Origin of the sequence: Streptomyces sp. NBC_01551 (assembly GCF_026339935.1) — a bacterium.
Lineage (GTDB): Bacteria > Actinomycetota > Actinomycetes > Streptomycetales > Streptomycetaceae > Streptomyces.
Genome location: NZ_JAPEPX010000001.1, coordinates 4464651 through 4480845 on the forward strand (window position 1 = coordinate 4464651; position 16195 = coordinate 4480845).

17 protein-coding genes are annotated in these 16195 nt (G+C 73.2%); 9 read left to right on the forward strand and 8 right to left on the reverse strand.

Features of this window, described 5'->3' with window-relative positions; all coding sequences use genetic code 11:
• Positions 1-11 precede the first annotated feature (11 nt).
• Entirely contained in the window at positions 12-1592 is a 1581-nt protein-coding gene (locus OG982_RS20340) for a Na+/H+ antiporter (protein ID WP_266784703.1), read from the forward strand.
• Positions 1593-1657: 65 nt separating this feature from the next.
• Here the strand turns inward: OG982_RS20340 and OG982_RS20345 are convergent, their stop codons facing one another.
• The 4 genes from OG982_RS20345 to OG982_RS20360 form a co-directional block, all read right to left on the reverse strand.
• Positions 1658-2545 carry a 1-aminocyclopropane-1-carboxylate deaminase/D-cysteine desulfhydrase gene (locus tag OG982_RS20345; protein WP_266784701.1) on the reverse strand — a complete coding sequence of 296 codons (888 nt, stop codon included), beginning with the start codon at positions 2543-2545 and terminating at the stop codon, positions 1658-1660.
• Between the two features lie 17 nt (positions 2546-2562).
• Positions 2563-3153, reverse strand: coding sequence for an N-acetylmuramoyl-L-alanine amidase (locus OG982_RS20350; protein WP_266784699.1), 591 nt, complete (start codon positions 3151-3153; stop codon positions 2563-2565).
• 164 nt (positions 3154-3317) lie between these two features.
• A complete protein-coding gene (locus OG982_RS20355; RefSeq protein ID WP_266949002.1) occupies positions 3318-4514 on the reverse strand; it encodes a globin domain-containing protein in 1197 nt (398 codons plus the stop codon).
• Positions 4515-4647: 133 nt separating this feature from the next.
• Entirely contained in the window at positions 4648-5097 is a 450-nt protein-coding gene (locus tag OG982_RS20360) for an Rrf2 family transcriptional regulator (protein WP_266784695.1), read from the reverse strand.
• Positions 5098-5323: 226 nt separating this feature from the next.
• Between OG982_RS20360 and OG982_RS20365 the strand changes: the two genes are divergently transcribed.
• The 5 genes from OG982_RS20365 (at position 5324) to OG982_RS20385 (ending at position 9567) form a co-directional block, all read left to right on the forward strand.
• Entirely contained in the window at positions 5324-6733 is a 1410-nt protein-coding gene (locus OG982_RS20365; protein ID WP_266784693.1) for a family 2B encapsulin nanocompartment shell protein, read from the forward strand.
• Between the two features lie 51 nt (positions 6734-6784).
• The gene (locus OG982_RS20370; RefSeq protein WP_266784691.1) at positions 6785-7834 is read left to right on the forward strand and encodes a family 2 encapsulin nanocompartment cargo protein polyprenyl transferase; all 1050 of its coding nucleotides are present in this window, start codon (positions 6785-6787) and stop codon (positions 7832-7834) included.
• A 220-nt stretch (positions 7835-8054) separates the two neighbouring features.
• A complete protein-coding gene (locus OG982_RS20375; RefSeq protein WP_266784689.1) occupies positions 8055-8648 on the forward strand; it encodes a GNAT family N-acetyltransferase in 594 nt (197 codons plus the stop codon).
• Between the two features lie 90 nt (positions 8649-8738).
• Entirely contained in the window at positions 8739-9320 is a 582-nt protein-coding gene (locus OG982_RS20380; RefSeq protein WP_266784687.1) for a dihydrofolate reductase family protein, read from the forward strand.
• A gap of 37 nt (positions 9321-9357) precedes the next feature.
• On the forward strand, positions 9358-9567 hold the full coding sequence (locus OG982_RS20385; RefSeq protein ID WP_266784685.1) for a hypothetical protein: 210 nt from the start codon (positions 9358-9360) through the stop codon (positions 9565-9567).
• Here the strand turns inward: OG982_RS20385 and snpA are convergent.
• Positions 9564-10232 carry a snapalysin gene (gene snpA, locus OG982_RS20390; RefSeq protein WP_266784683.1) on the reverse strand — a complete coding sequence of 223 codons (669 nt, stop codon included), beginning with the start codon at positions 10230-10232 and terminating at the stop codon, positions 9564-9566. The two genes, OG982_RS20385 and snpA, sit on opposite strands and share 4 nt — an antisense overlap.
• Before the next feature lie 206 nt (positions 10233-10438).
• Here snpA and OG982_RS20395 point away from each other — a divergent pair, with 206 nt between their 5' ends.
• The 3 genes from OG982_RS20395 to OG982_RS20405 all read left to right on the forward strand — a co-directional run bounded on the left by OG982_RS20395 (position 10439) and on the right by OG982_RS20405 (position 14047).
• Positions 10439-11371, forward strand: a complete 933-nt coding sequence (locus OG982_RS20395; RefSeq protein ID WP_266784681.1) for a LysR family transcriptional regulator — start codon at positions 10439-10441, stop codon at positions 11369-11371.
• A 734-nt stretch (positions 11372-12105) separates the two neighbouring features.
• Positions 12106-13062, forward strand: a complete 957-nt coding sequence (locus OG982_RS20400; RefSeq protein WP_266784679.1) for a DUF4097 family beta strand repeat-containing protein — start codon at positions 12106-12108, stop codon at positions 13060-13062.
• 1 nt (position 13063) lies between these two features.
• The gene (locus OG982_RS20405; RefSeq protein ID WP_266784677.1) at positions 13064-14047 is read left to right on the forward strand and encodes a helix-turn-helix transcriptional regulator; all 984 of its coding nucleotides are present in this window, start codon (positions 13064-13066) and stop codon (positions 14045-14047) included.
• Between the two features lie 9 nt (positions 14048-14056).
• On the opposite strand, the gene OG982_RS20410 is transcribed toward OG982_RS20405, so the two are convergent.
• The 3 genes from OG982_RS20410 to OG982_RS20420 form a co-directional block, all read right to left on the reverse strand.
• Positions 14057-14617, reverse strand: coding sequence for a Clp protease N-terminal domain-containing protein (locus OG982_RS20410; RefSeq protein ID WP_266784675.1), 561 nt, complete (start codon positions 14615-14617; stop codon positions 14057-14059).
• The gene (locus tag OG982_RS20415; protein WP_266784673.1) at positions 14617-14826 is read right to left on the reverse strand and encodes a helix-turn-helix domain-containing protein; all 210 of its coding nucleotides are present in this window, start codon (positions 14824-14826) and stop codon (positions 14617-14619) included. Before OG982_RS20415 ends, OG982_RS20410 begins: the two co-directional genes overlap by 1 nt.
• A gap of 72 nt (positions 14827-14898) precedes the next feature.
• Positions 14899-15861, reverse strand: a complete 963-nt coding sequence (locus OG982_RS20420) for a zinc-binding dehydrogenase (protein WP_266784671.1) — start codon at positions 15859-15861, stop codon at positions 14899-14901.
• Between the last annotated feature and the right edge of the window lie 334 nt (positions 15862-16195).

The window sequence follows — 16195 nt, forward strand, 5'->3', positions numbered from 1 at the left end:
GGTGATCTTCGATGGAGGTATTGCCACTGGTGGCGCTGGTCGCCGGCAGCGCCGTCGTGGCGGGGCTGGCCCGCCGGACGCCGGTGCCGGCGCCGCTGCTGCTCGTCGCCGCCGGGCTGCTGGCCGGGTACTTCCCGGGCGTGCCCTCGTACGCCCTGGACCCGCACATCGTGCTGCCGCTGCTGCTCCCGCCGCTGCTGTACACGGCCGGCGTGGACAGCTCGTACCTGGACCTGCGGGCGAACATCCGGCCCGTCGCGCTGCTGTCGGTCGGGTACGTGATCTTCGCGACGGTGGTCGTCGGGTACGCGGCCTACCTGCTCGTGCCGGGGCTTTCGCTGCCGGTGGCGCTGGTGCTGGGGGCGGTGGTCGCGCCGCCGGACGCGGTGGCGGCGACCGCGATCGCGCGCAAGCTCGGGCTGCCGAACCGGATCACGACCATCCTGCAGGGCGAGTCGCTGGTCAACGACGCCACCGCGATCACCGCGTACAACGTGGCGCTGGCGGCGGTGATCGGGACGAGCGCCGGCTGGGCGGGCGGCATCGCGGAGTTCCTGCTGGCGTCGGTGGGAGGCGTCGGCGTCGGCCTGCTGCTGATGGTGCCGATCCACCACCTGCGCAAGCACCTGCGCGAACCGCTGCTCCAGAACACGCTGTCGCTGCTGATCCCGTTCGTGGCGTACGCGGCGGCGGAGCGCGTGCACGCGTCCGGGGTGCTGGCGGTGGTCGTGGTCGCGCTGTACCTGGGGCACCGGAACTGGCAGGTCGACTTCGCGACGCGGCTCCAGGAGGCGGCGGTCTGGAAGATGGTCGCCTTCATCCTGGAGTCGGTGGTCTTCGCACTGATCGGACTCCAGTTGCCGGTGGTGCTGAAGGGGCTGGGGGAGTACGAGGGGATGGACGCGGCCTGGTACGCGATCGCGGTGTTCCTCGTCGTGGTGGTGGCCCGGTACGTGTGGGTGTTCCCGGCGACGTTCCTGCCGAGGGTGCTGTCGGCGCGGGTCAGGCGGCGCGAACCGGAGGTGAACTGGAAGGCGCCGGTGGTGGTCGGCTGGGCCGGGATGCGCGGCGTGGTCTCGCTGGCGATCGCCTTCTCGGTGCCGATCAGCGTGCCGCACCGGAACCTCATCCTGTTCCTGACGTTCACGACGGTGATCGGGACGCTGGTGGTGCAGGGTCTGACGCTGCCGCCGCTGATCCGCCTGCTGCGGCTGCCGCGGCGGGACGCGCAGGCGGAAACGCTCGCGGAGGCGCAGGCGCAGAGCGCGGCCTCGCGGGCGGCGGAGGAGCGGCTGGAGGAACTCCTGACCGACCCCGGCAACACGCTGCCGCCCCCGCTGGCGGACCGGCTGCGCACGGTGCTGGAACGCCGGCGCAACGCGGTGTGGGAGCGGCTGGGCGAGGTCAACCCGGACACGGGGGAGTCGGCGGACGACGTGTACCGGCGGCTGGCGGGCGAGATGATCGAGGCCGAACGCGAGGTCTTCGTCTCCCTCCGCGACCGCCGCCAGATCGACGACGAAATGCTCCGGGCCCTCCTGCGCCGCCTGGACCTGGAGGAGGCGGCGGCGTACCGCGAGGAGTCGCCGTAACCCGCCGGGGGCCCGCAACCGTGCCCGAACGGCCCGGCGCCCTGGCGGGGCTTCGCGGACTCCGCCTACGGCCGGCCCGTGACGATCGCGGCCAGGGTCGTGCCCCGGGGGAAGGCGTCGGAGTGGGTGAGCTCCGTCAGGGCCCAGAGGAGTTTCGCCACGTAGATGCGCTCCACCGGCAGGCCGTGGCGGGTCTCGAAGTCGGCCGCGAACGCGTCCAGCTCCGCCGGGACGCGGGCGTAGCCGCCGTGGTGGAAGCCCTCCGCCAGGGTCCAGTCACCCGCCGGGGCGCCGAACGCGGCCAGCTGGAGGGAACGTATCTCCGCCGCCAGGAAGCCGCCCGCCAGGACCGGGACGCCCAGCGCGCGCTGGCCCGGGGCGAGGCCCGCCGCGAGGCCGGCCAGGGTGCCCCCGGTGCCGCACGCCACCGCGACCACGTCCGCCACACCCCGCAGCTCGCGCCCCAGCTCCGCGCAGCCCCGCAGGGCGAGCGCGTTGCTGCCGCCCTCGGGGATCACGTACGCGTCGGCCGCGCCGACCCCCGCGAGCAGCCGGGCCAGCACCTCCGGCTCGGCCTTGCGCCGGTACTCCGACCGGGGGACGAACGCCAGCCGCATGCCGTCCGCCGCGCACCGCGCGAGGGACTCGTTCAGCGGCCGCCCGGCCAGCTCGTCCCCGCGGACCACGCCGATCGTCGCAAGGCCCAGCAGCCGCCCGGCCGCCGCCGTGGCCCGCAGGTGGTTCGAGTACGCGCCCCCGAACGTCACCAGCGCCGGAAACCCGCCCGCCACCGCCGCCCGCAGGTTCGGCGCGAGCTTGCGCCACTTGTTGCCGGGCAGATCCGGATGCACGAGGTCGTCCCGCTTCAGCAGCAGTCGTACCCCGCGCGCGGCGAACCGCTCGTCCGTGACTTCGACGAGCGGGGACGGCGGGCGGGGCTGCAACTGGTTCACACGGCCATTGTCAGCCGTTACTTCAGTCGGTCCGTGATCCGGTCGCGCAGTGAGTCCATCGTGAAGCCCCTCGGGTCGGGCTTGCCCGGTTGCCATTCGCGGTGGCCGATCACCGAGCGGGCGGTCCAGCCGTGGACGCGGCAGAGGGCCGCCGCCGCGCGGGCCATCGCGTCGAGCTGGATCGCCGGCCAGGGGTCCTCGCCGTCGCCGAGGTTCTCGCACTCGAAGCCGTAGAAGTGCCGGTTGCCGTCGGTGTCGGCCTGGTTGTCCGGGGGGAGCCGCTTCTCCGCGATCACCGCCGCGAGGACGTCGGAGTCGCCCGCGCCCGCGTGGTTGGCGCGGCCGTAGCCGACCAGGTGGACGCGGCCGTCCTTGGTGATCACGCCGTGGCAGAGCGGGCCGGGCAGGTCCTCGTCGCCCTCGCGGCAGAGCTGGACGGTGTACGCGGTGCCGTGCGTGACGGTGTGGTGGATCATCACCCCGTGCACCGGGCCCCAGGGGCCCTTGTGGTTGCGGTTGTGGGTGCGCCACGCGCCGACCTCCACGACGGTCAGGCCCTCGCGCCGCAGTGCGTTGATGAAGCGGTCCGCTGACATGGGTGCGGACATGGCCGCCTCCTTTGCGGTGCGTGGCGGTCACCTTTCGTGTCCGCCTCGTCACACACCGGTGTAGTGGAGGCGCCGCTTCCGCCGCTAGTGCATTCGTACGGCGAGCGAGCCGATCCGGACACTCGTCCCGGCCGGCCCGCCCGCCACAGGGGTTGCCCGGGGGTTTACCCGGCGGCCAGCCACAGGTCCGGGCCGAACACCTCGTAGTGGATGTCCGAGGCCGGGATCCCCTTGGCGAGCAGTCCCTCGCGCACGGCCCGCATGAAGGGGAGCGGCCCGCACAGGTACGCCGTGGTGCCGGGCGCGACCGGGACGTCCGACAGGTCGAGGCGGCCGGAGGAGTCGCCGGCCTCGGCGTCGGCCTCGTACCAGAACCGGGCCGAGGCGTCCGGCAGTTTGTGCGTCAGTGCCCGGTGATCGCCGCGCAGCGCGTGGTCGGCGGGGGAGCGGTCGGCGTGCAGGACGGTCACCGGGGCCGCGTGCCCGGTGTCGGCCAGGTGCTCCAGCATCGACAGCATCGGGGTGCAGCCGATGCCCGCGGAGGCGAGCAGCACCGGCGCGCCGCGGTCGCGCAGGACCAGGTCGCCGTACGGGGCCGAGACGCGCAGGGTGTCGCCGGTCCGGACGCGGGCGTGGAGGTGGTTCGAGACCTCGCCGTCGGGGCCGGCCGCGGCCGGGCCGTGCACCCGCTTGACGGTGATCGCGCGCACCGGGGAGCCGGGCGCGTTGGAAAGGCTGTACTGGCGGATCTGCCGGGCACCGTCCGGGAGTTCGACCTGTACGGAGACGTACTGGCCGGGCGCGAAGGCGGGCGCCGGGCTTCCGTCGGCCGGGGCGAGGTGGAAGGTGGTGCAGTCGGCGGTCTCCTCGACCCGGGCGGCGACCCGCCAGTCGCGCCAGACGTCGCCCGCGAGCACCTGCCGTTCGGCGTAGAGGCGGTCCTCGATGGCGGTGAGGGCGCCGGCCATCAGCCAGTAGACCTCGTCCCAGGCCTCGGCGACCTCGGGGGTGACGGCCTCGCCGAGGACCTCCGCGATGGCCTCGAAGAGGTACCGGTGCACGACCGCGTACTGCGTGCGGGTGATGCCGAGCGAGGCGTGCTTGTGCGCGATGCGGTTCAGCATCACGTCGGGGCGGGTGCCGGGGTGCGCCACGAGGTGGGTCGCGAAGGCGGCGACGGAGCCCGCGAGGGCCTGCTTCTGGGCCCCGGAGTTCTGGTTGCCCCGGTTGAACAGGTCCCGCAGCAGCTCCGGGTGGGCCGCGAACAGCTTCGCGTAGAAGAGCTCGGCGATGTCGCCGATGGCCGCCCCGACGGCGGGCAGGGTGGCGCGTACGGTCTCGGTCGACTTCTCCGACAGCATTCGGAACTCCTCGAAGGTGTGAATTGGATTTTGAGATGCATATTTTTGGGTGCGCGAACGCGTGGGGACACCTGTTTGGGTCGTTGTCCGCGGGTGGCGGGAACCGGCCACCCGGTCCTCGGGGTGCGCTCCTCTAGGGAATCCGCCCCGGCGGGCCGCCCGAGATGCCCAGCAGCAGCGGCCCGGTCGGCGCCGCCACCAGGTCGTTCACCGTCAGCGGGTCCAGAGCGGCGAAGAACGCCTCCTGGGCCCGGCGCAGCGCGCCGCGCAGGACGCACGCGCCGCGCAGCGGGCACGGCGTGGTGCCGTCGCAGTCCACGACGTCGCCGGCGCCCTCCAGCTCCCGGACCACCCCGCCCACCGAGGCCGCGCGCCCGGCGGCGGTGAGGGCGAGCCCTCCGCCGCGGCCGCGCCGCGCCTCGATCAGGCCGAGGTGCTGCAGCCTGGCGACCACCTTGGCGGTGTGCGTGTACGGAACCTCCATGGTCGCCGCCACGTCGCGCGTGGTGGGGAGGTCCGTGTCCGCGACGGCCAGGCGCATCAGGACGCGGAGCGCCAGGTCGGTGAATCGGGTCAGCCGCATGCCGTCACCGTACGGAAAGTTGCATCTGTCTTGCAAGTTATGAGGGCGGGTCCGTCCGTCGGTGGCCGGAACCGGTGGGGCTCAAGGGCGCGCGAGTGAAGGAGTTGAACCCAAGAGAGTGCCCAGGCCCACTCGGACTAGTCCCACCCTTTTGTGTAATGGTCCCACCACGTTGCGTGCTGAAGGCTGGACCCGCAGATCCATGGAGTGATCGAAAGGGAAACACATGTCGGTCCAGGCAGGTTCCGAAGCCGAGGCCCAGTCTCTGCCGCAGCGCAGTCTCGCGACCTCGGCCGCGCGGAACTTGGCAACCACGACCAAGTCCGCTCCGCAGATGCAGGAAATCACCTCCCGGTGGCTCCTGAAGATGCTCCCGTGGGTGTCGGTGCAAGGCGGCACCTACCGGGTGAACCGGCGGCTGAGCTACTCGGTCGGCGACGGACGCGTGGAGTTCATCAAGACCGGGACCCAGGTCCAGGTCATCCCGGCCGAGCTCGGCGAGCTGCCGCTGCTGCGCACCTACGAGGACCTCGACGTCCTCACCGAACTCGCCGCGCGGTGCCAGCAGATCGACTTCGCCGCCGGACAGGAGCTGACCTCCTTCGGCAGCGCCTCCGACAAGGTGTTCCTGCTCGCCCACGGCCGCATCGACCAGATCGGCCCCGGTCCCTACGGCGAGGACGCGGTCCTGCGGACCGTCGCCGACGGCGCCTACTTCGGCGAGGACTCCCTCGTGGACGAGGAGGCGATCTGGGAGTACACCGCCCGCGCCGCCACCTCCGGCACCGCCCTCGTCCTGTCCCGCCAGGACTTCCAGCTCCTCGCCGACCGCGTCGAGGGCCTGCGCGCGCACATCGACTCCGTACGGGCCCTGCCCGCGCAGCGGACCAACAACTACGGCGAGGCCGCGATCGACCTCTCCGCCGGCCACCAGGGCGAGGCCGTCCTCCCCGGCACCTTCGTCGACTACGAGGCCAAGCCGCGCGAGTACGAACTCTCCATTGCACAAACGGTCCTGCGGGTGCACACGCGCGTCGCCGACCTGTACAACCAGCCGATGAACCAGACCGAGCAGCAGTTGCGGCTCACGGTCGAGGCGCTGCGCGAGCGCCAGGAGCACGAGATGCTCAACAACACCGACTTCGGCCTGCTCCACAACGCCGACTACGACCAGCGCATCCAGCCGCACGACGGCGCGCCCAGCCCCGACGACATGGACCAGCTGCTCAGCATGCGGCGCGGCTCCAAGATGTTCCTCGCCCACCCCAAGGCCATCGCCGCCTTCGGCCGCGAGTGCAACAGGCGCGGCCTGTACCCGGAGTCGATCGACGTCGGCGGCCACCGGGTGCCGTCCTGGCGCGGCGTGCCGATCTTCCCGAGCAGCAAGATCCCGATCAGCGACGCCCGGACGACGTCCATCCTGTGCATGCGCACCGGCGAGGACGAGTCCGGCGTCATCGGCCTCCACCAGCCCGGGATCCCGGACGAGATCGAGCCGAGCATGTCGGTCCGTTTCATGGGCATCAGCGAGCAGGCGATCATCTCGTACCTGGTCACCGCCTACTTCTCCGCCGCGGTGCTCGTGCCGGACGCGCTCGGCGTCCTGGAGAACGTCGAGATCGGCCGCTGGCGCTGAGGCGGCAGGCCGGGACGCGAGAGCGGACGCAGGGGACACACGGGGCGCGCCATGGCGACCACTGAGACCATCACGGCCGGCGAGGGCCAGGAGGCCGCGGCCCTCCTGGAGCGGACCAGGGAAACGGTCAACCCGGAGCTGCGCCGGACGGTCGAGACCATGCCCGGTTCGATGCGGCGCGTGGCGATGTACCACTTCGGCTGGGAGCACGAGGACGGCTCCCCGACGGCGGGCAACGCGGGCAAGGCCATCCGGCCCGCCCTCGTGCTCGCCGCGGCCCAGGCCCTCCGGCAGCCGCAGGGCGGGGCCGACGGCGCGGTACGGGCGGCGGTCGCCGTGGAGCTGGCGCACAACTTCACGCTGCTCCACGACGACGTCATCGACAAGGACGCCCGGCGCCGCGGCCGGGCCACGGCCTGGACCGTGTTCGGGATACCGGACGCGATCATCACGGGCGACGCCATGCTCGCGCTCGCGCTGCGGCTGCTCGCGGAGGACCCGCACCCGGCCTCGGCCGCGGCCTCCAGCCGGCTCGCGGCGTGCGTCATCGAGCTGTGCGCGGGCCAGCAGGCGGACTGCGCCTTCGAGCAGCGCCCGCACGTCTCGCTCGACGAGTGCACGACGATGGCCATGGCCAAGACGGGGGCGCTGCTCGGCTGCGCCTGCGCGCTCGGCGCGCTGTACGCGGGCGCCGGGCCCGACGAGGTCGACGCGATGGACGCCTTCGGGCGGGAGGCCGGGCTGGCCTTCCAGCTGATCGACGACCTGATCGGCATCTGGGGGGATCCGGGCCACACCGGCAAGCCCGCCGGGGCCGATCTGATCGCCCGCAAGAAGTCCCTCCCGGTCGTGGCGGCCCTCACCTCGGGCACCGAGGCGGGGGAGGAGCTGGCCGCCCTGTACGCGGGCCCCATGAGCGGGGACGACGTGAAGAGGGCGGCGGCCGCGGTGGAGCGGGCCGGCGGCCGCGACTGGGCGCAGGCCCATGCCGCGGACCGGATGGGCCGGGCGGTGCAGCAGCTGTCCCGGGCCGTTCCGGACCTCGCGGCGGCGGGCGGGCTGCTGGCGCTGGCGGAGTTCGTCACGCGCCGGACCAAGTGACCGCGCCGGACCAAGTGACCGCGTAGGAGCGGGTGACCCCTTAGGACCGGGTGACCGCGCAGGGACCGGGTGACCTCGTAGGACGGATCGGCGGTGGTTGCGCAAGCGGTCCGCAAGCCCTGTTCCGGCATCGCACGGTGCCGGAACAGGGCTTTCCGCGTATCGGGGCCAACTCTAGGATCGCTCAAGGCCGTTGAGGCGTGAGCGAAGGGTGTTCCCGATGGTGCTGGAGATACGTCAGGCGGATCAGTCCGACCGGGACGCGGTGGCGCGGCTGCTGGACGAGGCGTTCCGCAGCGATCCCGTGAGCAGCTGGGTCTTCCCCGATCCCGGGCACCGGGCGGCGGTGCACGGGAAGTTCCTCGGCGTCTTCGTGGACGTGGCGCTGGAGGAGGGCCGGATCGACTACGCGGTCGACGGCTCGGCGGCGGCGCTGTGGCTGCGGGTTCCGGCTGGGGAACCGGAGGGTGAGGATGAGGTTCCGGCGAGGATGCGCGCGGTGGCCGATCCCGACAACGAGCGGTGCGAGCTGGTCGGGCGGCTCACGGGCGCGGTGCACCCGACCGCCGAGGAGCACGAGTACCTGCTGATGATCGCGGTCGCGCCGGGCCGGCAGGGCGAGGGGCTCGGTACGGAGCTGATGCGTCCGGTGCTGGAGCGGTGCGACCGCGAGGGGGTGCCGGCGTACCTGGAGGCGAGCAGTGGGCGCAGCAAGGGGCTGTACGAGCGGCTCGGCTGGGAGTTCACGGGCGAGGCGGTGCGACTGCCCGACGGGCCGCTGATGTGGCCGATGTGGCGCAAGCCGCGGGGCTGAGGGAAAGAGGGGCTTGCGTAACCACTTCAGCTGAAGTACTTTCGCTGACGTGCCTCGGCTGAGGGGCGCGGTCGAACGGAAGAGATCTACTTGCGCAAGCTCACGTACTACATCGCCACGTCGGTCGACGGGTTCATCGCGGACCCGGAGGGGGACGGCGACTACCTCACCCAGTGGCTCGACCCGGAGTACATCGCCCACGTGGCGGCGGAGTACCCGGAGACCCTGCCCACGCACGTCCACGCCCCCCTGGGCATCGACGTCGGCGCCGCCAAGCGCTTCGACACGATCCTGATGGGGCGCGGCACCTACGACCCGGGGCTCAAGATGGGGATCACCAGCCCCTACGCCCACCTGGAGCAGTACGTGCTGTCCCGATCGCTGACCGAGTCGCCCGACCCGGCCGTGACGGTCGTCAGCGGGGACGCGGTGGAGCTGGTGCGCGAGCTGAAGGCCCGGCCGGGCCTCGGGATCTACCTGTGCGGCGGCGCCGACCTCGCGGGCCAGCTGGTCGAGGAGATCGACGAGTTCATCGTCAAGACGTACCCGGTGTTCGCGGGCTCCGGCATCCCGATGTCGCGCGCCGGCTTCGGGGTGCGGGGCCTGGAGCTGACCGGGGTCAAGACCTTCGGCGGCGGCCAGGTCGTCAGCACCTACGCCCGCGAGCGCTGACCCGCCGCATCGGCGCGAACCGGCCTACCGTGGAGGTATGACCGGTCACCAGCACAACGACGAGCAGGCACGCGCCACGGTCGCACCGCAGGCCGGGCACACGCAGCGCGTGTGCCCGGCCTGCGGCAGTTCCGTCGACACGTTGGTCAGGCGGCGCAAGTCCCTGGGGATCTTCGTACCGGAGTGGGTGCCGGGTTCCTGCCGGAACCCGGACTGTCCGGCGTTCGTCGCCCGGGAGGTGGGCTAGCCCTTCGAACCCAGCCCGGAGGCGACGAGTCCGTTGGCCCAGAGCTGGTTCACACGGGAGCGCTCGGCCGCGTTCGGGTTGGCGTTCTGGCACGAGGTGCCCGGGCCGCCGCCCGACATCAGCTCGGAGCACGGGCCCGAGTAGTGGTCCGGCAGACCCAGCACGTGGCCGGTCTCGTGCGCGGTCACCCGGGTGGAGTTGTACTGCTGGTTCTGGCGGTAGTCGAGGAAGATGTAACCCCGGCCGTGGCCGTCCGTGCTCGCGTAGGAACCGCGCGAGTCGTTGCCCTCGTAGTACGAGAAGTTCCCGCCGGAGGAAACCTCCTGGAGCTTGACGTTGGCCACCGAGCTGTTCCAGATCTGCGTGGAGCGGGCTATCTGGGTACGGAAGCTCGGCGCGTTGCGGGTGTTGTACGTGACGGTCACGGCTTGGATGCCGGGGTTCGCGGCACGCTGCTCGGCCACCGAGCGCTGGACCGCCTCGAAGAACGCACGGTTGGCGGACTCGTTCTCCTGCGAGCGCTCGTACGCGGCGTAGCTCGCGGCGTTGCCGACGGGCGCCGGGGACGCGCTCGCGGTGGGGGCGACGCCGATGAAGGCGGTGGCGAGGCCGAGGCCGACGGTGGCTGCCAGCATGGCCGTTCGGGACATACGGGAGTGACGCATGTGGGGGACTCCTGCTCATCCGGTGCGGGGGGTGGATGGTTCGGTACCGGAGTCTGCGGGAGCGTGAGGGGGTGGGGGATGATGTCAGCCACCGATAGCCCGGGGTTATCGGGGGGTTTCGGCAAGCCAACTTCCGTGAGAATGGCGGGATTCGGTGGGTCGTCAGTGGCTGGTGCGGTCCACCGGACCCGGCCTACCCTCTGGACATGGAGCTTGAGGTCAGGCACCTGCGCGCCCTGTGCGCCATCGCCGACGCCGGCAGCCTGCACAAGGCGGCGCGGCAACTCGGCGTGAGCCAGCCCTCGTTGACGACCCAGCTGCGCCGGATCGAACGGGCCCTGGACGGCGAGCTGTTCCTGCGCGAGCGGACGGGATGCCGGCCCACGCCGTTCGGGCGCACCGTACTCGGGCGGGCCCGTCCGCTGCTCGCCGAGATGGCCGCGCTGGTGGCCGAGGCGCGGGCGGTGGCCAAGGGGCCGAGGCTGCGGCTCGGCTCGACGGCCAGCCGGGCGCTGCCGGGCTGGCTGCGGCGGCTGCACCGACGGCTTCCGGACACGGAGACCACGCTGGTGGTGGACGTCTCGGCCAACGCGCTGCTGCGGATGGTGGATTCGGGGCAGCTGGACGTGGCGTTCGTGCACGAGGTCGAGGGCAGTCCGCTGCGGGTGCCGGCCGGGCTGGAGATGCGGGTCCTGATGGAGCGGGAGCCGCAGTTCGTGTCCATGTCCCGGGACCATCCCGCGGCGCGGCGGCCGGTGGTGGACTTACGGGACCTGGCGGGGGACCGGTGGACGGTGGACCCGTCGGTGGACGGCGAGTGGGACGGCCTGCGGCGCGTCTTCGCGGGCGCGGGGCTCGACCCTCCCGTCCTGCACGCCGACTACCACACCGCGACCTCGCTGATCATCTCCGGCGAGGCGGTCGCGCCGTGCCAGCCGACGTCCGGGCCGCGTGACGACATGGCGATCCGGCCGCTGTCGGGGGACCCGCTCGCGGTGCGGCTGCTGCTGGCGACCCGGCCGGGGGCGCACGCGGAGGTCTTCGAGGACCTCCGCTCGGCCTACCGCGAGGCGGCCCTGCGCACCCCGCCGTACCGAGCGTGGCTCCACCACCACGAAAGCCCCCTCCTGGCGGCGTAACCCCTCCGGGACGCCACCCGCCCCCGGCTCCCGCCCCCCGCGCCGGGCCCCGGAGCCCCGCGGCCTGGCCCTGCTTCCGGGTTCCCGGGCCGCGCCTACCCCGGCCCCGCTCCCGAAGCCCGGGGGCCCCACCGGCCCTGACCCCGCCCCGGAGCCCTGGCCCCACCCGGCCTGACCCGCGTCGGGGTCCTGGCCCCACCCGGCCTGACCCGCGTCGGGGTCCGGGCCCCGCCCCGGTCTGACCTGCGTCGGGGTCCGGGCCCCGCCCCGGTCTGACCTGCGTCGGGGTCCGGGCCCCGCCCAGGTCTGTCCCGTTCCGGGGTCCGGGCTCCGTCCGGCCTGTCCCGCCGCCCCGGGGGCCCCGCCCGGGGCAGCGCTTGCCCCCCAGGGGCTCGGAGTCGCTCCGCTGTGCCGCCCCCGCCTCGCCCCCGGCCTCGCCGGGTCCGCCTCGCTCGGCTGCGCCGGACCATCCAGCCTCGCCGGCGTTTGAGGCGCGGGTCCGGGCGGAGCCCCAGGGAACCCGGCTGCGCCGGGCACCGGGCTCCGCCCGGACCCGCGCCTCAAACGCCGGCGGGGCTGGGATTGGCCCAGGCGGGGCCGGGAATGGCGGAGGGGCGCCCGGGACGGGGACGCGCTTGACTTCCCGTAGCCGCGATATATCGTGTCTTTCAGAAGACGCGATATGTTGCGAGCGTCGAGGCGTTGTCCGTGCACGTCCGAGGAGGATCCGCACCATGGAAGAGCAGACTTCGACCTGGTCCGTCGGCGAACCGCGGCGGCTCGCCTTCGACGGGGCGGTGGCCGAGCTCCGGGTCCGGCTGGTCGGCGGGACCGTGAACGTGGTCGCCTCCGACGAAGGACCCGCGCGACTGGAGGTCGCCGAGGTGGACGGTCCCCCGCTGCACGTCGTGCAGGAGGCCGGGGTCCTCACCGTTTCCTACGAGGACCTGCCCTGGAACGGCTCCCAGGGCTTCAAGGAGTGGGTCCAGAGCAAGCCCTGGAAGGCCTGGTCCGGCAAGGCGGCCGGCGGCCGCAAGGCCTGGGAGCGCAGCGCCACCGTCACGCTCACCGTCCCCGCCGCCACCCGCGTCCAGGTGGCCACCGTCAGCGCCACCGCCTTCGTCTCCGGCATCCGCGGCGGCACCGACGTCAACGGCGTCTCCGGCGACGCCACCCTCGTCGGCCTCTCCGGCAAGGTCAAGGCGCACACCGTGTCCGGCGGCGTCGAGGCCCAGTCCGTCACCGGCGAGCTCGCCTTCCACTCCGTATCCGGCGGCCTGACCGTGGTCGACGGCGCGGCCGGCAGCGTACGGGCCGACTCGGTCAGCGGTGACATGCTCATCGACCTGGCCCTCGACCCCGCCGAGCCGACCCCGGTGGACATCTCGCTCAACTCCGTCTCCGGCCAGGTCGCGATCCGCCTGCCGCACCCCGCCGACGCCCGGGTGGAGGCAAACACCGCCACCGGCGGGGTCTCCAACGCCTTCGAGGACCTCCGGGTCTCCGGCCAGATCGGCGCCAAGCGGATCACCGGCACCCTGGGCGCCGGCACCGGCACCCTCCGGGCCACCACCGTCTCCGGTGCCATCGCCCTGCTGCGCCGGCCGGCCTCCGACGCCCCGGCCTCCGACGCGCCCGCCGCCGACACCCCGGCCGCCGCCCCCCTCACGCTCGACAAGAAGGTGCTCTGACATGCCGCCCGTCTTCGCCCACGGACGCCTCCGCCTCTACCTCCTCAAGCTGCTGGACGAGGCCCCGCGCCACGGGTACGAGGTGATCCGCCTGCTGGAGGAGCGCTTCCAGGGCCTGTACGCGCCCTCCGCGGGCACCGTGTACCCCCGGCTCGCCAAGCTGGAGGCCGAGGGCCTGGTCACGTACGCCACCGAGGGCGGGCGCAAGGTGTACTCCATCACCGAGGCGGGCCGCGCCGAACTGGCCGACCGGGGCGGTGAGCTCGCCGACCTGGAGCTGGAGATCCGCGAGTCGGTGTCCGAGCTGGCCGCCGAGATCCGCGCCGACGTCAAGGGCGCGGCGGGCGATCTGCGGCGCGAGATGCGGGCCGCCGCCTCCGCGACCGCGACGGGCCCCGTCGAGGACGCGGCCTGGACGGCGGCCAAGGAGGAGCTGCGCAAGGCGAAGCAGGAGTGGAAGGAGCAGGCGCGGCGGGCGAAGGACGAGAGCCGCCGGGCCCGTGAAGAGGCCCAGCAGGCCCGCCGTCAGGCCAAGGAGGCGCAGGAGCGGGCCCGCGAGGAGGTCCAGCGGATCGCGGCCCAGTTCCAGGAGCAGTTCGCGAAGTCGGGCGGCGTCCTGGGCAGCCTGGCCGGCGCCTGGCTCGGCGGCGGAGCCAACACCAACGCCCATGCCGGAACCTCCGCGCCCGGAACCTCCGCGCCCGGAACCTCCGCGCCCGGAACCTCCGCGCCCGGAACCTCCGCCCCCGGAACCTCCGCCCCCGGCGCCTCCGCCCCCGCGGCCCCCGGCGCCGACTGGGCCGAGGACCTGGCACCCACCGCCGACCCGGCCCGGGACCTGGACCGCCTGCTGGACCGGTTCCGCGACGACATCCGCGACGCGGCCCGCGACCACGGCGTCAGCCCGGCCCAGCTGGCCGAGGCCCGCGCCCACCTGGCCGCGGCGGCCGCCCGCATCGAGGCGGGGCTGCGCCACGGCGCGTAACGGCGCCGTTCAGGCGGCCAGGCCCGTCTCGGCCGTGGCGTAGGTGACCCCGTGGTCCGCGAGGACCTCGGAGACCGCGCCCGGCCGGGACAGCAGGGCCAGCAGCAGGTGCAGGGTCGAGATGTGCCGGTCCTTGCGGCCCAGCGCGATGCGCAGGGACTGCTCCAGGACCTTCTTCGAGCCCTGGGTGAACCGGACGTGCCCCTGGTCCGCTTCCGGCCGGCCGAGGGCCGAGCGGAGCGAGGAGCCCAGGGTCCGGCGGCGCGGCTCCGGGGCGGACAGGGCGCCCGCGCCGTGGGCCTCCTCGACGCGGGAGACGATCCCGTCGAGGTCGATGCCGAGGCCCGCGAGGGCCTCCTGGTCGGCCCGCGACATCCCGCCCCGGCGGCGGGACGCCGCGAGGTCCGCGGACACCGCCGCCCGGTCCACGCCGAGCGGGTCCAAGGCGCCGAGGGCCAGCAGGGAGAGCAGCAGGTGCTCCTCGGCGACCGTGGCGGCCCCGGCCCGGCGGGCCTCGTCCACCGCCCCCGTCACCGTGTCGCGGGCGTCCCGGGTGAAGCGTTCGAACATCAGAGCCTCCCGTACTTCTTGTGTACGGCCTGCCGGCTGACGCCCAGCTCGGCCGCGATCTCCTGCCAGGACCAGCCCTGCGCGCGGGCGCTGCGCACCTGTACGGCCTCCAGCTGCTCCAGCAGCCTGCGGAGGGCGGTCACGGCGCGCAGGCCCACGCGGGGGTCCTGGTCTCCGGCCCGTTCGGCGAGGTCGGTGGCTTCCGTCATGCATGTCAATCTAGGTTGACAAGGGAGGGGTGTCAACCCTGATTGACAAACGGGTGGCCGGCCGGCGGATCGTCAGACCGTGAGGACGATCTTGCCGAAGAGGTCTCCCGACTCCAGCTTCTCGAAGCCCTCGCGGGCCCGGTCCAGCGGCAGTACCTCGTCGATGACCGGCCGGACGCCGGTCGCCGCGCAGAAGGACAGCAGGTCCTCCAGCTCGTCCTTGGTGCCCATGGTCGAGCCGACCACCTTCAGCTCCAGGAAGAAGATCCGGGTCAGTTCGGCGTGGGCCGGCCGGTCCCCGCTCGTGGCGCCGGAGATGACCAGCGTCCCGCCCGGCCGCAGCGACTTCACCGAGTGCGACCAGGTGGCCGCGCCGACCGTCTCGATCACCGCGTCCACCCGGTGCGGGAGCCGTGCGCCCGGCTCGTAGGCCTCCAGCGCGCCCAGCTCCACCGCCCGCTTGCGCTTGGCCTCGTCCCGGCTGGTGGCGAAGACCCGCAGGCCCGCCGCCTTGCCGAGGGCGATCGCGGCGGTGGCGACCCCGCCGCCCGCGCCCTGGACCAGGACGGAGTCGCCGGGACGCACGCCCGCGTTCGTGAACAGCATCCGGTACGCCGTCAGCCAGGCCGTCGGAAGGCAGGCGGCCTCCTCGAAGGACAGCTCGGCCGGCTTGGGCAGCACGTTCCAGGCGGGGACGGTCACCTGCTCGGCGAAGGTCCCCTGGTAGCGCTCGGTCAGGATCGAGCGCGGCTCGTCCGGGCCGACCCCGTGGCCGCTCTGGCCGATCACGGAGTGCAGGACGACTTCGTTGCCGTCCTGGTCGATCCCGGCGGCGTCGCAGCCGAGGATCATCGGGAGTTTGTCCTCGCCGAGGCCCACCCCGCGCAGCGACCACAGGTCGTGGTGGTTGAGGGAGGCGGCCTTGACGTTCACGGTCACCCAGCCGGGGCGGGCCTCGGGGGCCGGGCGCTCGCCCAGCTCAAGGCCGCTCAGCGGCTGGTCACGGTCGATTCGGGCGGCATAGGCAGCGAACATGCCGCCAGACGCTACCGCCCGGTAGGGGCGGCCACCAGGCCCGGCCGGACGAAGGGCGCCGGTTCGGTGAAATCCGTGGGAACCGGGTGGGCGCGAACCTGCGTCCCGAATGATGGGTGGGAGTACGGAGCGGAATTGTGAGACACCCCGTCAACTGCGGCCCTCACGTGCGGTCTTGTCCTATCGAGAGGTAGAACCGGAACGTCACGCACCGGCCTCGGGGCGGGGTAATATTCAGGCCATGCGGCATGCCGTTGGTCATGAGCCTGTCATTCCGGTTTCCGCATTCCCCACAGCGGGCGACCCCTCCCGGTTCGGGGGCCAGGAGGGTGCG

Coding starts and splice junctions, on each gene's coding strand:
- OG982_RS20340 (WP_266784703.1), top strand. CDS start 12: ATGGAGGTATTGCCACTGGTGGCGCTGGTCGCCGGCAGCGCCGTCGTG.
- OG982_RS20350 (WP_266784699.1), bottom strand. CDS start 3,153: ATGTCCGCACCCATGTCAGCGGACCGCTTCATCAACGCACTGCGGCGC.
- OG982_RS20355 (WP_266949002.1), bottom strand. CDS start 4,514: ATGCTGTCGGAGAAGTCGACCGAGACCGTACGCGCCACCCTGCCCGCC.
- OG982_RS20360 (WP_266784695.1), bottom strand. CDS start 5,097: ATGCGGCTGACCCGATTCACCGACCTGGCGCTCCGCGTCCTGATGCGC.
- OG982_RS20365 (WP_266784693.1), top strand. CDS start 5,324: ATGTCGGTCCAGGCAGGTTCCGAAGCCGAGGCCCAGTCTCTGCCGCAG.
- OG982_RS20370 (WP_266784691.1), top strand. CDS start 6,785: ATGGCGACCACTGAGACCATCACGGCCGGCGAGGGCCAGGAGGCCGCG.
- OG982_RS20375 (WP_266784689.1), top strand. CDS start 8,055: ATGGTGCTGGAGATACGTCAGGCGGATCAGTCCGACCGGGACGCGGTG.
- OG982_RS20385 (WP_266784685.1), top strand. CDS start 9,358: ATGACCGGTCACCAGCACAACGACGAGCAGGCACGCGCCACGGTCGCA.
- snpA (WP_266784683.1), bottom strand. CDS start 10,232: ATGCGTCACTCCCGTATGTCCCGAACGGCCATGCTGGCAGCCACCGTC.
- OG982_RS20395 (WP_266784681.1), top strand. CDS start 10,439: ATGGAGCTTGAGGTCAGGCACCTGCGCGCCCTGTGCGCCATCGCCGAC.
- OG982_RS20400 (WP_266784679.1), top strand. CDS start 12,106: ATGGAAGAGCAGACTTCGACCTGGTCCGTCGGCGAACCGCGGCGGCTC.
- OG982_RS20405 (WP_266784677.1), top strand. CDS start 13,064: ATGCCGCCCGTCTTCGCCCACGGACGCCTCCGCCTCTACCTCCTCAAG.
- OG982_RS20410 (WP_266784675.1), bottom strand. CDS start 14,617: ATGTTCGAACGCTTCACCCGGGACGCCCGCGACACGGTGACGGGGGCG.
- OG982_RS20415 (WP_266784673.1), bottom strand. CDS start 14,826: ATGACGGAAGCCACCGACCTCGCCGAACGGGCCGGAGACCAGGACCCC.
- OG982_RS20420 (WP_266784671.1), bottom strand. CDS start 15,861: ATGTTCGCTGCCTATGCCGCCCGAATCGACCGTGACCAGCCGCTGAGC.